This is a genomic window from Paenibacillus sp. Soil724D2 (assembly GCF_001427935.1).
In the GTDB taxonomy this organism is placed as follows: domain Bacteria; phylum Bacillota; class Bacilli; order Paenibacillales; family NBRC-103111; genus Paenibacillus_E.
In genome coordinates this window covers 260549-274482 of sequence record NZ_LMRY01000001.1, presented here as the reverse complement: position 1 = coordinate 274482, position 13934 = coordinate 260549, and the positions used below count along the sequence as shown (strand labels likewise).

Here is a 13934-nt window from a genome sequence, read left to right as displayed (position 1 = left end):
GAAATCCGGATGAAGATGGTAAGCCGTACCGATATTGGCAAAGTCCGCTTAGTAAATGAGGACCGAGCCGCCATCCATCATGATCTCAATGGCCTATCTTTGGCTATTGTGGCTGATGGCATGGGGGGACATCAAGCTGGTGATATCGCCAGCCAAATGGCCATCGAAATGATTGCAGATCAGCTGCAATCGATCCATTGGGGAATGTCTGTGGAAGCTTGTAAGCAAGTGCTGAAGGAAGCCATTGAAAAGGCGAATGAGAAAATTTATGAATTCGCCTCAGGGCAAGAAAGTTATCATGGTATGGGCACGACGGTTGTTGCCATTATTGCTTCGCAAGAGCTTCTTATTATTGGACATATCGGTGACAGTCGCGCTTACAAGATCACCGGTGAATCGATCACACAACTAACGGAAGATCATTCTTTGGTGTATGAGCTTGTGAAGAACGGGCAGATTACCCTCGAAGAGGCCGATCATCACCCTAGACGTAACTGGATCACTCGCGCACTCGGAACAGAGCCGGGCGTAGAGGTAGATCTCTATGAGTACGCGTGGCGCCCGGGGGATATTGTTCTGATCTGTACGGATGGTTTAAGCGGATTGGTGGATTCCGGCGACATTTTACGAATTGTCAAATCGTACGAACGTATCGAAGATGCAGCGGAACAGTTGATTCAAAGCGCGCTTGATGAAGGCGGAGACGATAATGTAACGGTCGTTTTACTTGCGCACGATCATGATTCGGACGAAAAAAGGGGTGATGGGAATTGATCGGTAGAAAGCTTGGAGGCCGCTATGAAATCTTAGATCGCATTGGCGGAGGCGGCATGGCTTTAGTCTACAAAGGGCATGATCTATTATTAAATCGTAAAGTGGCTGTGAAAGTACTGCGCCAGCAGTATGTGCACGATGAAGAATTCATTCGTCGTTTCCGTAGAGAAGCTCAAGCAGCCGCTTCACTTTCTCATCCTAATGTCGTCAGTATTTATGACGTCGGACAAGAAGAAGACGTGCATTATATTGTGATGGAATACATAGAAGGCACGACCTTGAATGATGTCATCAAAGAGAGAGCGCCGCTGCAGGTCGAAGATGCGGTTCACTACGCGAGTCAGATTGCAGATGCCCTCGATCACGCCCACCACAATGAAATCATTCATCGGGATATCAAACCGCACAATATTTTGATCGGCAAAAACGGCCGTGTTAAAGTGACGGATTTCGGTATCGCACGGGCTGCCACGTCTTCGACCATAACGCAAACCGGATCGGTCGTCGGTTCTGTGCACTATTTCTCACCGGAACATGCCAAAGGAACGAATACAGGGGAGAAATCCGATTTGTATTCTTTGGGTATCGTGATGTATCAAATGCTGACAGCTCGCCTGCCTTTTCTCGGTGAGAGCCCGATTTCTGTAGCTTTGAAGCATTTGCAGGAAGATGTGGAAGAACCGCGTAAGGTGAATCCTCTCATTCCGCAAAGCGTGGAAAACATTATTTTGAGAGCCATGCGCAAAAAGCCTGAAGAACGCTATCAATCAGCGAAGCTAATGATGGCAGATCTCGATACCTGTTTGAATCCGGATCGCCGGAATGAAGCGAAGGTAGCTTTCTGGGATGCGGATGGGATGGACGAAGAGCGTACCTTAGTGATGCCTGCGATTCGCGCCGACCAACTCGGACAGTTCGAGGATGATGATGAGCCCGAGAAACCTGCCTGGCGGGAAGAGCCTGCTCCTCCCAAAGGGAAAGGGTGGATTAAGCCGCTCATTTGGATCGTCGTTTTGTTAATGGTGCTCGGTGCTATGTGGTATATGGTCGGGTACGTGAAAGGGATGTTTGCCATTGAAACCGTCGAGGTTCCCAATGTGGCAGGTAAACCGTTGATTCAAGCTCAAGCTGAATTGACGGCAGTTAAATTAGGCTCCACGGTTGAATATGATATAGACAGCAAGCTGGCTAAAGACATTGTCATTCGTCAAGATCCTACGGGGATGAGAATGAATGTGGGCACCAAAGTGACGCTGTATGTTAGTAAGGGTACGCCCAAAATCAAGATGGATAATTATGCAGGGCAACCCTTTAAGGATGTTAAGCTGAAGCTGCAAGCCCTCGGCATCAAGGATGAGCAGATTACGATTACACAAGAGACGAATGATGGTGCTCCAGATTTGATTTTGAAACAATCCCCTTTGGCTGGCGAAGAGTTTGAGCTTGACAAAGCGGTCATTGCTTTTACCGTAAGCAAAGCCAAGGAAACGTTCAAAATGCCGGATCTCGTCGGAATGACGGAAGCAGAAGCTAAAGCCCAACTCACAAAGCTGAATCTTAAGCTCCCTGTGAATGGCGTTACCCGTGAGAAAAGCTACAAAGTCGCGAAAGGGAAGGTTGTTAAACAGTTTCCTTTTGAAAAAAACCAGGATGTATCCGTTGGCTCTGAGATTTCTTTGATCATTAGCGACGGATTGCCGGAGGATGCTGGACAGCTTACGGTAAGTATTGCTGTTAAGCCGACGACGGAGGGCAAAGATTCCGAGTTCAAAATTGTCGTAAGCGATGCCCAGTACGAGAACTTCGAGTACAAAACAGAAAAAGTATCGAAGCCTCAGAATATGGATGTCAAAGTCATTGTTTCTCCAGATAAGAAAGCTGTCATCTTGATTAAAGAAGGAGATAACTTGGTCAACTCCATTACTCGCACCTATCAAGACTACTTGGATCAAAAAAATGGGAAGACCGTATCACCTAGTCCCTCCACGTCACCATCGCCAACGCCTAAACAGCAAAGCAATGGACCGGCTATTCCGGTTGGCGGCACTGGAAATGGGCAAACAGGCGGCACTGTCGCTAAACCACCTGCTGGAGGCACACCGTAATGCCGCAAGGATATATCGTAAAAGCGCTGAGCGGCTATTATTACGTGTTGCCTGAGGAGGCCGATCTCCGGGAAGCCAAGACGGTTACTTGCCGCGGAAGAGGCGTTTTCAAAAACAGAAACATAACCCCCCTTGTAGGAGATCGCGTTATGTACGCGGAAACGGAGAATGGGGAAGGGACCGTTACGGAAATCCTTCCCCGTACTTCGGAGCTCATACGACCTCCAATCGCCAATGTAAACGTGGTTGTGCTCGTTTTTTCGGTCACAGAGCCTGTTCTCAATTTGCAGTTGTTAGATAAATTTCTCGTCCATATTGAAAATACGGGCATTGATGTTTTGTTATGTTTCACAAAAAGTGATTTATTAACAGAAGATGATGAATCTTCCGTTCCCAAAGAAATGACCGTTGCTGAGTTGGAGCGGATTACGAAGCTCTATGAGGGAATCGGTTATACGGTAGTGAAGACGAGTTCTAAGCTGCAGGAAGGCGTGGAAGCGATTCTGCATCATTTGGACGGAGCCGTCAGTGTTTTTGCTGGACAATCTGGTGTGGGTAAGTCTTCCTTGCTTAATGCGATGATTAGTGGTCTTAATCTGGAAACGAATGCCATTTCTCAGAGGTTAGGCAGAGGAAAGCATACAACACGTCATGTTGAGCTGATGCCACTCACGAATGGCGGCCTTGTAGCCGATACGCCGGGATTCAGCCAGTTAGACTTTATGGAAGTCGAAGCGGAGGGTCTTAGCAGCTGCTTTAAGGAATTTGCCGCGATAGCGGAGGGCTGTAGGTTTAGAGGCTGTTTGCACCTGCATGAGCCGGATTGCAAGGTTCGTGATGCGGTAGCCGAGGGGACGATTGCAGCTTCTCGTTATGATCATTACTTATTGTTTTTAACTGAAATCAAGGATCGGAAGAGGAGGTATTAGGACGGATGGTATACGTAGCACCTTCTATTTTATCAGCCAACTTCGCTAAACTTGGGGACGAGATTAAGGATGCGGAGCTTGGCGGAGCCGACTGGATCCATGTGGATGTCATGGACGGCCATTTCGTGCCCAATATCACAATTGGTCCACTTGTTGTTGAAGCGATACGCCCAGTGACCAAGCTGCCGCTTGATGTTCATTTGATGATTGAGCAGCCGGATCGCTATATACCTGATTTTGTAAAAGCGGGTGCCGATTTGATATCCGTCCATGTAGAGGCTTGTACGCATCTGCATCGGACACTTCATCTTATTAAGCAAAGCGGGGTCAAAGCGGGGGTTGTGCTGAATCCTGCAACCCCGATTTCACTAATTGAGCATGTACTCGATGAACAGTTGGATCTTGTGCTTATAATGACGGTCAATCCTGGATTCGGCGGACAGGCTTTCATTCCTGGCATGTTGAGCAAAATTCGCGCACTGCGTGAGCAAGCGAATGCTAAGGGATTGAACGGGCTTCATATTGAGGTGGACGGCGGTATTAACGAGGTGACGGCTCGCCAGGTGGTGGAAGCTGGAGCCAATGTGTTGGTTGCCGGTAATGCTGTGTTCGGGCAGTCCGATCGTGCCGAGGCTATCAGGCGAATACGCGGGTAGAGGGGGAACGAAGGACGATGAGATTTCTCTGGTTATTGATGTACAGTCTGCTTTGTGCAATCCTCTTGGCGTGTTTCTCAAATATACATGATGTCTCGAAGTATATATTCTCGCTTGGCGCCTTGTATGTAGGGATGCGATTTTTCCGTCGGTTTGAGCAGATTGGGTTTCGCATTTGGTTCATCGTTATTGCTGTTCTCTTCTATTTTATTTTCAGTTTAATTTATGCGCTTTACACGCAACTGGGCATAACTGCACCATAGCCGCATACATATAGTTACAAGAGTGAAGCGCTCTTGTAGCTTTTTTTGTTTTCTGGAAGCGAGCGAATTGTGGGAGAAAGTAAAAATAGAAGGCACTTTTTCACGGTCCGGGCATATACTGTTGTAACGATGCTAAGGAGCAGTCATGCAACTTGTGAAGCATATGCTTACGACGTAAGTTTCTTCTGAAAACTTGAAGTCTGTGCTCATGAAGTCAGTTTTCTGCCTTCCTCTAAGCGCGGTCGCTCATCTTCGTAAGACCTCGGTAGAGGTTTATCTCACGAAAACTCTAAGCGAATGCTCATGAAGTCTGTTTTCTGACGAAAACTCTAAGGAGGGGTAGAGAATGAAGTTCTACACAATCAAACTACCAAGATTTTTGGGTGGATTCGTGAAAGCCGTACTGAATACGTTTAGTAAAAACTAGGCTAACACATACTTACTCCATTTCCCCAGAAATGCAAAAAAAGCACCGATAAGGTGCTTTTTGTCTTTCACATAAGAATATGCGCAGCTACAAATTAAACGCGAGCCACTTTTCCGGATTTCAACGCACGAGTACTTACGTAAACCCGTTTTGGTTTGCCATCAACGAGGATGCGAACCTTTTGAACGTTAACTCCCCAAGTACGCTTGTTTTTATTGTTAGCGTGGGACACGTGATTTCCTGAAGAAGGACTTTTACCTGTAATGAAACATTTGCGGGACATGTTTGACACCTCCTTGGGCAGTATACAAAGCAGCCTGGGTGGCAAGCCTAAGCTTGACATGACAGCTTTCCATAATTTTAGACATTGTTAGGTTTGTTGCGATTCATAATATAACCAGCAAAAACACACTTAAATATAATAGCATAGCAAAAGGAGCCTAGTCAACGAATTACCTGCACTTTTGCCGTTTATTTATTCAGTATGTTATAGTACAATGAAGATTAGCCCACATTCCAAGTACATAGAAATTGACTTATAAAGTCGAATTTGCTAAAGCAAAACAGGAAAGGGAATGCTTACAAAGTTAGTCTTGCTAAAGCGAAACTTGAAGGAGTTGTTAGATAATGCCAATTGAACTCACAACCGAGTACGGAAAAGTGTATATTACCAATGAAGTGATTTCAACACTGGCGGGATCCGCTGCGTTAGATTGTTATGGACTTGTTGGCATGGCAACGAGAAAGCAACTGAAAGACGGAATAGCTGAATTGCTAGGCCGGGACAATTTAAGCCGCGGCGTCGAAGTCCGCCATGAAAACGGGCGACTCGAAATTGATCTTTATATTATTGTCAGCTATGGAACGAAAATATCCGTAGTCGCAGGTAATGTCCAAACGAAAGTCAAATATATTTTGAATGACGTCGTAGGGCTTCATGTGGACGATGTGAACATTTTTGTTCAAGGCGTTCGTGTAGCCAAGTAAAAGCCCGATAACCAGGAAGGGGAATCACTTTGAGTAAGCGCTTTATTTCAATAAATGGAAATGACTTCACTGCCATGGTCTTGGCGGGTGCGGATAACCTTCGCAGAAATGTAGATAAGGTTAATGGATTGAACGTTTTTCCTGTACCCGACGGAGATACCGGCACCAACATGAATTTGACACTCACTGCGGGTTGTGAGGAACTTAAAAAGAAGCCATCCTCCCATATTGGGAAAGCAGCTGATGCATTGTCCAAAGGGTTACTGATGGGCGCAAGAGGCAACTCAGGGGTTATTTTGTCACAGCTGTTTCGCGGTTTCGCGAAGCATGTGCATGATCTTGAGCATGTAAATGTACAGCAATTCGCGGGCGCTCTGCAGCAAGGCGTAGAGACAGCTTACAAAGCTGTTGTGAAGCCGGTGGAAGGAACAATTTTGACGGTATCGAAAGAAGCAGCTAAGCACGCCACACAGTATCGACGTGGAAGCGACCTGCTTGATCTCATGCAGGAGGTTCTGGGCAAAGCGAAGGAAGCCCTCGCTAGAACGCCTGAGCAGCTTGCTGTGCTCAAACAGGTCGGTGTGGTAGATGCAGGCGGACAAGGGCTTGTATGTGTCTATGAAGGCTTTGTAGCGGCGTTAAGCGGCGGTCTGGTTCAAGTGAACGATGACTACGCTACGATGGATACAACACTTGGTGCGGTTTCACTCGTTCCCGGCATGAACCTAGCGAAGGAAGTGCACGCACATCTTCCCGCACAGGCGCATTTGGCCACGGAAGACATCGAATTCGGATACTGCACAGAATTTATGCTGACAATTGCTCCAGGCAAGGTCAAAGGACTAGTTTTCGATGAAGGCGCGTTCCGTGATCAACTGAGCAAGTTGGGGGATTCGCTGCTGGTTGTAGCCGATGACGAGTTAGTGAAGGTTCATATTCACGCCGAATACCCGGGGGAAGTGATGAACCAAGCCATGAATTACGGTGCTCTGAGCCGTATCAAAATTGAAAATATGCGCGATCAGCATTCACATATATTGGAAGATATGACCGAAGGGTACGAAGCTCCTGTTTCTACCACGGCCACAGCTGTAACGCCAAGCAAGCCGTATGGTTTCGTTGCAGTTGCTCTAGGTGATGGCATTACCGATATTTTATCTAGCGTAGGCGTCGATGTCGTACTGTCGGGTGGACAGACGATGAACCCAAGCACCGAGGATATTGTGAATGCGGTTAACAGTATTGATGCAGACACCATTTATGTGCTGCCCAACAATTCCAATATTATTTTGGCTGCGCAGCAAGCTACCCAACTGGTAGACAACAAAACGCTGATTGTAATTCCATCTAAATCGATTCCTCAGGGTCTTGCAGCCATTCTGGCGTTCCAAGAGAAGGCGGATGCCAAAACAAATACGGAAGCCATGAGTGAATCGCTTCGACGTGTAAAATCGGGCCAAGTTACTTACGCTGTGCGCGATACGAACATGGACGGTATTGACATCAAACAGGGCCATTTTATTGGCATTCAAGATGGGCGCATTGTATCTTCACAGCCGAGTCTTCTGGATGCTTGTAAGAAGCTGCTGGAGGAAATGATTGAAGAAAGCAGCGAAATTGTCACTATCCTCACTGGAGAAGATGCCGTCAATGCAGAGACGGAGGAGCTAGAGGCGTTCATTCAAGCGGCTTACCCCGAAATAGAAATTGAGCTTCATCCTGGCGGACAGCCTTTGTATGCGTACCTGTTTTCCGTTGAATAGCAGTGGAGTAAATTCGTGAAATGGAGTGAGCCCTGTTGACAAACATTCGTATCGTAACGGACAGCACGGCCGACATACCTTTGGCACTAAGACAAGAACTTAATATCGAGATGGTGCCTCTCAAGATCCATTTTGGAGATGAAGAATATTTAGATACGGTGACGCTGCAGTCTGAGGAGTTTTATCCGAAGCTGACCTCGTCACCTCACTTTCCCCGAACGTCACAGCCGTCTCCTGCGGAGTTTCTGGACCTGTATCAGAGCCTGCTTGAAGAGCCGGATACGGAGGTTATCTCTATTCATTTGGCATCAGTGCTGAGCGGAACGTACCAGTCAGCGCTGCTGGCTTCCACGATGCTGGAGGACTCGTCAGGCAAGGTTCATGTGTTCGATTCCTGCTCGGCTTCCTATGGGATTGGCGCTCTTGCTGTAGCTGCTGCCAGAGCAGCTAAGGCGGGGCAAAGTGTCAATGAGATTTTAGAGCTTGTACGAACGATGAGAGAGAACTTTTACATATACTTCCTCGTAGATACGCTAGAATTTTTGCAAAAAGGCGGAAGAATCGGCAAAGCATCTGCTCTTTTCGGTTCTTTGCTAAACATAAAGCCCATTCTTTCTCTGGATCGAGCGGGTGAAGTAGCTGCGATTGATAAGGTTCGCGGTCACAAAAAAGCGGTTGCGCGAATACTTGAGCTGTTGGCGGCGGATGTACCCGGTAAGACAATCCGCAGTTTACACATTGCTCATGCAAACAATTTGGAAGGTGCGGAGCAGCTGCGCGCAGCCATCATGCAGCAATTTGTTGTGGAGCATGTGGACTACATTACACTGGGGCCTGTTATTGGCGCACACGCTGGACCAGGCACCATCGCAGCGTTCGCGAGTACGGTGTAAAATATGGATTTGAATCAATTTGAAGTACGCGAAGTCCATGGAGTGGGCGCTCAGAAGGCACTTGAGCTCAACTCCATGGGCATTTTTACGGTTATGGATTTACTGGAATATGTGCCATTCCGGTATGAGGATTACACAGTGCGTGATTTAGCTAGTGTGAAGGACGGCGACCGCGTCACTGTGAAGGGGTATATCATCGGAGAGCCGGTGCTGCAGCGCTACAGCGGCAAATCCCGACTATCCTGCAAGGTGATGGTCGATGAGTTCCTGCTGACGGCGGTGTGGTTTAACCGCCACTTCTTGAAGGACCGCTTGCGGCCGCAGCAGGAGATTATACTCACCGGCAAATGGGACGGCAAGCGCAGGCAAATGAGCGTGTCCGATTCGGAGTTTCCCGGACAAGGTGATTCCAATACCGGCACCATACAGCCGGTGTATTCGGTTGTAGGCTCTGTTACGCAGAAGTGGATGCGTAAGGTCATTCAGCAGGCGCTGACGCAGTACAGCGCCATGATCAGTGAAGTGCTGCCGGCTGGTATTACCGGCAGGTATGGGTTTATGCCGCGCAGCAAGGCGCTAGCAGTCATCCACACGCCGAGCGGCGTGGAGGAAGGCAAGCAGGCGCGCAGGCGCATGGTGTATGAGGAGCTGTTCCTATTCCAGCTCAAGCTGCAGGCTTACCGCGCCGTGACGCGCAGCCGTGCGGACGGGCTGAAGCAGCAGGTGGACTTGCCTGCTGTCCGCGCCTTCGTGCGCGCGCTCCCCTTCCAGCTGACGGAGTCGCAGAAGAAGGTCGTAGGCGAGATCCTGCACGATATGCAGGAGCCGTACGCCATGAACCGACTGCTGCAAGGCGATGTCGGTGCGGGGAAGACGATCGTCGCGGCCATAGGCCTCTACGCGACGGTAAAGGCCGGCTACCAAGGCGCGCTGATGGTGCCGACGGAGATTCTGGCTGAGCAGCATATGCGCTCGCTGAGCGGCTTGTTCGAGCCCTACGGGCTGCAGGTTGCGCTGCTGACAGGCAGCTCAACCGACCGGCAGCGGCGGGATCTGCTGGCCTCCTTGCAGATGGGCATGATCAACGTGCTGGTCGGCACGCATGCCCTTATTCAGGAGGACGTCTACTTCCGCCAGCTGGGGCTTGTCGTGACGGACGAGCAGCACCGCTTCGGGGTGAACCAGCGCAGCATCTTGCGGCGCAAGGGCATGAACCCCGACGTGCTGACGATGACGGCGACGCCGATTCCGCGCACACTGGCGATTACGGCCTTCGGCGACATGGACGTTTCGACGCTGCGTGAGCTGCCGAAAGGGCGTAAGCCGATCAAGACGTACGCGGTTCAGCATGCGATGCTGGAGCGTGTGCTCGGCTTCATTCAACGCGAGGTCGCCGCAGGGCGGCAGGCCTATATCATTTGTCCGCTCATCGAAGAGTCGGACAAGCTGGACGTGCAGAATGCCATCGACGTCCACATTCAGCTGCAGCAGCATTTCCCGCACATGCGGATCGGCCTGCTGCACGGGCGAATGAGCGCGCAAGAGAAGGAAGCGATCATGCGCGCATTCAAGGAAGGCACCGTGGAGGCGCTCGTGTCGACCACGGTGATCGAGGTTGGCGTGGACGTGCCGAACGCCACGCTGATGGTGATCTACGACGCCGACCGCTTCGGCCTGTCGCAGCTGCATCAGCTGCGCGGGCGGGTGGGCCGCGGCGAGCACCAGTCCTTCTGCGTGCTCATCGCCGACCCGAAGACCGAGGTCGGCAAGGAGCGCATGAAGGCGATGACCGAAACGACCGACGGCTTCGAGATTGCCCGACGCGATCTAGAGCTGCGCGGGCCGGGGGACTTCTTCGGTACGAAGCAGAGCGGGCTGCCGGAGTTCCGGATCGCCGATATGATGGCGGACTTTGAAGTCATGGAGCAGGCACGCGATGATGCGGCAGAGCTTGTCGGTGACTCGTCCTTCTGGACGGGCGCCTCATTCATGCCGCTGAGGGCCTACTTGCAGCGCTCTCATATTTTTGACAGCGAAGTGTTGGACTAATCAGCCTTATAACTAAAATAAACAAAAACGCTAGGATGGACTGATGACACTGTCAGTCGCTGATCCTAGCGTTTTTTTACTATTTTATCCTTTACCCCGCCTTGAGAATGTTAATTATATCCTGATTAAGGTTAGTTTTGTACCTGTCTATTACAGCACAGGCTTGGTAGACTAAAGTTGTGAAGTTTAAAGAGGTTGTTTAAAAAGCCCACTTTGATAACGAAGTCATTCCTGGAAGCATCTCGGCATCGAAGCTTGAACGAAACCGGGAAGTCCGGTACTCACATCTCGCTCCGTTCCTCCTTCTCCGGACTTCGGGAGGGCCTTCTCGGTTCTGAAAGTGGACTTTTTAAACAGGCATTTAATTCGAAAGGTGTGTAACTGATGACAAGCAATCATCCGATTATTCAAGAACGAACAGAGCGTACGCAGTGGTTTCTGCAGGATCGATTCGGTATGTTTATTCATTGGGGACTGTATGCCATTCCAGCTAGAGGAGAATGGGTGCGCAGCGTCGAGCGTATCTCGATAGAGGACTATCAAACGTATTTTGATGAATTCGATCCTGTCCGTTATGATCCTAAGGCGTGGGCGCGTGCGGCGAAACAAGCGGGTATGAAATATGCGGTATTGACGGCGAAGCATCATGACGGGTTTTGTTTATTTGATAGCGCTCTCACTGAGTATAAGTCAACGAATACACGGGCCGGGCGAGATTTGGTTCGCGAATTTATTGAAGCGTTTCGGGCGGAAGGCTTAAAGGTGGGGCTCTATTATTCGTTAATCGATTGGCATCATGAGGATTATCCGGCTTATGGGGATCGCATTCATCCGATGCGGGATAATGAGAGCTATACAAGAAATCCGGAGACGTTCGATCGGTATCTTCAGTACATGCATGGACAAGTAAGAGAACTGCTGACGAACTATGGTAAGTTGGATGTTATGTGGTTTGACTTCTCTTACGATCGCATGAAGGGGGAGACATGGAAAGCAACCGAGCTGATGGCGATGATTCGATCTCTGCAGCCACATATTATCGTAGACAACCGATTGGACGCAAGCGGTGAAGAAGGCGGAACTATTTTCACTAAAAATCCGCTCAGCTATTCGGGTGACTTTGCTTCACCGGAACAGATCATTCCGCCGCAAGGCGTGACGGATGACGAGGGCAATTCACTTCCATGGGAAGCTTGTATCACGCTGAATAATAACTGGGGGTACGCAGCTCAAGATTTCCAATATAAATCTTCCACTACCCTTATTCGGAAGTTGGTAGAGTGCGTTAGCAAAAATGGGAATCTGCTCTTGAATGTGGGTCCGAATGCGCTCGGCGAGATTCCGAAGGAGTCGCTCGACATTTTGGCAGAGATCGGCGATTGGGTTCAGAAAAATGGGGACAGCATTTACGGCTGCGGGCAAGCCTACTTACCGAAACCGGAGTGGGGCAGGTATACCCAAAAGGGTAATCTGCTGTATGCCCACTTGTTTGAGGAAAGCGTAGGCCCTATTAACTTGAACGGGTTGGCTGGTAAGGTGAAGAAAGCAAGGTTGCTATCTGACGGTTCCGAGCTCTTCCTAAGCCGTCCTTGGAATGCCGCCCAGTATCCGGACGATGCGTTCATTAGTTTCGCTAGACCTGAGCACTCTAGCTATCCGCTGCCGGATCAAAGAGCTACGGTTGTGGAGTTAGAGTTACTTTAAGAAGGAAATAAATTAACATTTGACCGTGTCCGCATTCGCTTTTAAGATGATAGTAGAGGCTTACTATTTTTTTGGAAACGAAGGTGTATGGAACTTTGACTTATTTCCTCTGTTATTTACTGCTGATGAATATCGTTACGTTCATAGAAATGGGACATGACAAGGGACAAGCCAAAAAAGGCGGGCGTAGAGTGCCTGAAAAACGTCTTTTTATACTGGCTGCCCTCGGTGGCGGGATTGGCGGGTGGCTTGGTATGCGGGTTTGGCGCCATAAGACAAAACATACCTCATTCGTCATTGGCATACCGCTGCTTGTTGCGCTAAATTGTATATGCGTTATTCTGATAGTGATTTATATGTAGCATGGCTTAAATAGACAAACAGTCACCGGCAGCGGCGGCTGTTTTCTTTTTTTATACAAAGCCATGAGTCAAGTTTGCGCGTTTTCACTCATAAGATAGGAACATGACAGGTATCGGAGGTGCGAACATTGAGTTACCAGCATTATGGCATCGATCCTGCGCTCGTGGAGCGCGTAAAGTTCAAGATGAAAAATCCGGAAATCAAGGAACGCATGAAGATGCTGCTGCAGGGAGTTACGAAGGCTGATTTGCAAGATTATACAAAGGTTACGCGCCTAATAGGGCTTGCTGCCGGCATTCTCGGCGAGAAGCTGAGCGGGAGCCAAACAAACCAAATTCTCGAGTTTATCCTAGCCCAAAAGATTGATCCTAACAATGCCTTTCACTTGATTAAACTATGGTCCATGTTTCGATAAGCGAACAGAAAGCGCCACCAGCAAGGTCGATGCCCGTTAGCCTTTTGCATGGCTGGCATCGATTACTTAAACAGACTAACGTTTCCCAAACGGGGTTCCTTGATGAAAGGGGCCCTTTTTTGTTTCCAAAAAAAATCACTTGCATAACGAATACGTGTTCGGTATATAATAAGTAACACGAATATATGTTCGCATATGGTGGTGGGAATATGAAAGTTAGTTCAAGTTCAAGAATTGAGACAGAAGAGGATGTTCAAATTATTAAGGAATACACGCTGCTGCCCATTTTGCTCGATATGCTAGCAAGGGACATGGAGGAGCTCAAGGTTTATAAGGATAAAATTGTGTACAATCATATTCTTTTTTATCTCAGAGAGGTTGAAATGGCTATTTATCCAGAATTACAAAGTATTAAGAGCCAGATGAAGAAACGAGATATTAAAGTTATCCATACCGAAATGAATGCCTTAGGCATTAACGTAGAGTACAAAGTCCGAGGCTACATTCATCATTTCACGATGCTTCGCAGCTTGGTCAAGGCTGAGCTTATGACCACGCTCATGAATATGCGGGGGGGATTGCGGTGAGCAAAGATCGCCACGGCGG

General features: G+C 48.8%; 15 protein-coding genes. 14 read left to right on the top strand and 1 reads right to left on the bottom strand.

The annotated features are described in order from the left end of the window. The first annotated feature begins 9 nt into the window (after positions 1-9). The 6 genes from ASG85_RS01345 (at position 10) to spoVM (ending at position 5154) form a co-directional block, all read left to right on the top strand. Positions 10-774, top strand: a complete 765-nt coding sequence (locus ASG85_RS01345) for a Stp1/IreP family PP2C-type Ser/Thr phosphatase (RefSeq protein WP_057303551.1) — start codon at positions 10-12, stop codon at positions 772-774. Then, complete coding sequence (pknB, locus tag ASG85_RS01340; RefSeq protein ID WP_057303552.1) at positions 771-2879, top strand: Stk1 family PASTA domain-containing Ser/Thr kinase; 2109 nt, start codon at positions 771-773, stop codon at positions 2877-2879. Before ASG85_RS01345 ends, pknB begins: the two co-directional genes overlap by 4 nt. Next, positions 2879-3808, top strand: coding sequence for a ribosome small subunit-dependent GTPase A (gene rsgA / locus ASG85_RS01335; protein WP_057303553.1), 930 nt, complete (start codon positions 2879-2881; stop codon positions 3806-3808). The genes pknB and rsgA overlap by 1 nt, the downstream gene beginning before the upstream one ends. Positions 3809-3813: 5 nt before the next feature. Further along, complete coding sequence (gene rpe, locus ASG85_RS01330; protein ID WP_057303554.1) at positions 3814-4464, top strand: ribulose-phosphate 3-epimerase; 651 nt, start codon at positions 3814-3816, stop codon at positions 4462-4464. Positions 4465-4481: 17 nt separating this feature from the next. Continuing rightward, positions 4482-4727 (top strand): hypothetical protein, encoded by a 246-nt coding sequence (locus ASG85_RS01325; RefSeq protein WP_057303555.1) that lies wholly within the window; start codon positions 4482-4484, stop codon positions 4725-4727. Positions 4728-5073: 346 nt separating this feature from the next. Then, positions 5074-5154, top strand: a complete 81-nt coding sequence (spoVM, locus tag ASG85_RS01320) for a stage V sporulation protein SpoVM (protein ID WP_036634233.1) — start codon at positions 5074-5076, stop codon at positions 5152-5154. Positions 5155-5248: 94 nt separating this feature from the next. Here the strand turns inward: spoVM and rpmB are convergent, their stop codons facing one another. Continuing rightward, positions 5249-5437 (bottom strand): 50S ribosomal protein L28, encoded by a 189-nt coding sequence (rpmB, locus tag ASG85_RS01315; RefSeq protein ID WP_029197753.1) that lies wholly within the window; start codon positions 5435-5437, stop codon positions 5249-5251. Positions 5438-5781: 344 nt separating this feature from the next. Between rpmB and ASG85_RS01310 the strand changes: the two genes are divergently transcribed. The 8 genes from ASG85_RS01310 to ASG85_RS01275 all read left to right on the top strand — a co-directional run bounded on the left by ASG85_RS01310 (position 5782) and on the right by ASG85_RS01275 (position 13915). Beyond that, entirely contained in the window at positions 5782-6141 is a 360-nt protein-coding gene (locus tag ASG85_RS01310) for an Asp23/Gls24 family envelope stress response protein (RefSeq protein WP_057303556.1), read from the top strand. A gap of 29 nt (positions 6142-6170) precedes the next feature. After that, positions 6171-7904: a DAK2 domain-containing protein gene (locus ASG85_RS01305; RefSeq protein ID WP_060645161.1), complete on the top strand. Its 1734-nt coding sequence runs from the start codon at positions 6171-6173 to the stop codon at positions 7902-7904. A 35-nt stretch (positions 7905-7939) separates the two neighbouring features. Further along, on the top strand, positions 7940-8797 hold the full coding sequence (locus ASG85_RS01300; protein WP_060645160.1) for a DegV family protein: 858 nt from the start codon (positions 7940-7942) through the stop codon (positions 8795-8797). Between the two features lie 3 nt (positions 8798-8800). Next, on the top strand, positions 8801-10846 hold the full coding sequence (gene recG, locus ASG85_RS01295; RefSeq protein ID WP_057303559.1) for an ATP-dependent DNA helicase RecG: 2046 nt from the start codon (positions 8801-8803) through the stop codon (positions 10844-10846). 384 nt (positions 10847-11230) lie between these two features. After that, positions 11231-12550, top strand: a complete 1320-nt coding sequence (locus ASG85_RS01290; protein ID WP_156389983.1) for an alpha-L-fucosidase — start codon at positions 11231-11233, stop codon at positions 12548-12550. A gap of 71 nt (positions 12551-12621) precedes the next feature. Further along, positions 12622-12912: a DUF1294 domain-containing protein gene (locus tag ASG85_RS01285; protein ID WP_321166548.1), complete on the top strand. Its 291-nt coding sequence runs from the start codon at positions 12622-12624 to the stop codon at positions 12910-12912. A gap of 128 nt (positions 12913-13040) precedes the next feature. Next, positions 13041-13328, top strand: a complete 288-nt coding sequence (locus ASG85_RS01280; protein WP_057303561.1) for a stage VI sporulation protein F — start codon at positions 13041-13043, stop codon at positions 13326-13328. A gap of 209 nt (positions 13329-13537) precedes the next feature. After that, positions 13538-13915: a hypothetical protein gene (locus ASG85_RS01275; RefSeq protein ID WP_060645159.1), complete on the top strand. Its 378-nt coding sequence runs from the start codon at positions 13538-13540 to the stop codon at positions 13913-13915. The last annotated feature ends 19 nt before the right edge of the window (positions 13916-13934 follow it).

What these genes read in the sequence shown, in the direction of transcription:
- ASG85_RS01345 (WP_057303551.1), top strand. Translation starts at nt 10, where the DNA reads ATGAAGATGGTAAGCCGTACCGATATTGGCAAAGTCCGCTTAGTAAAT.
- rsgA (WP_057303553.1), top strand. Translation starts at nt 2,879, where the DNA reads ATGCCGCAAGGATATATCGTAAAAGCGCTGAGCGGCTATTATTACGTG.
- rpe (WP_057303554.1), top strand. Translation starts at nt 3,814, where the DNA reads ATGGTATACGTAGCACCTTCTATTTTATCAGCCAACTTCGCTAAACTT.
- ASG85_RS01325 (WP_057303555.1), top strand. Translation starts at nt 4,482, where the DNA reads ATGAGATTTCTCTGGTTATTGATGTACAGTCTGCTTTGTGCAATCCTC.
- spoVM (WP_036634233.1), top strand. Translation starts at nt 5,074, where the DNA reads ATGAAGTTCTACACAATCAAACTACCAAGATTTTTGGGTGGATTCGTG.
- rpmB (WP_029197753.1), bottom strand. Translation starts at nt 5,437, where the DNA reads ATGTCCCGCAAATGTTTCATTACAGGTAAAAGTCCTTCTTCAGGAAAT.
- ASG85_RS01310 (WP_057303556.1), top strand. Translation starts at nt 5,782, where the DNA reads ATGCCAATTGAACTCACAACCGAGTACGGAAAAGTGTATATTACCAAT.
- recG (WP_057303559.1), top strand. Translation starts at nt 8,801, where the DNA reads ATGGATTTGAATCAATTTGAAGTACGCGAAGTCCATGGAGTGGGCGCT.
- ASG85_RS01290 (WP_156389983.1), top strand. Translation starts at nt 11,231, where the DNA reads ATGACAAGCAATCATCCGATTATTCAAGAACGAACAGAGCGTACGCAG.
- ASG85_RS01275 (WP_060645159.1), top strand. Translation starts at nt 13,538, where the DNA reads ATGAAAGTTAGTTCAAGTTCAAGAATTGAGACAGAAGAGGATGTTCAA.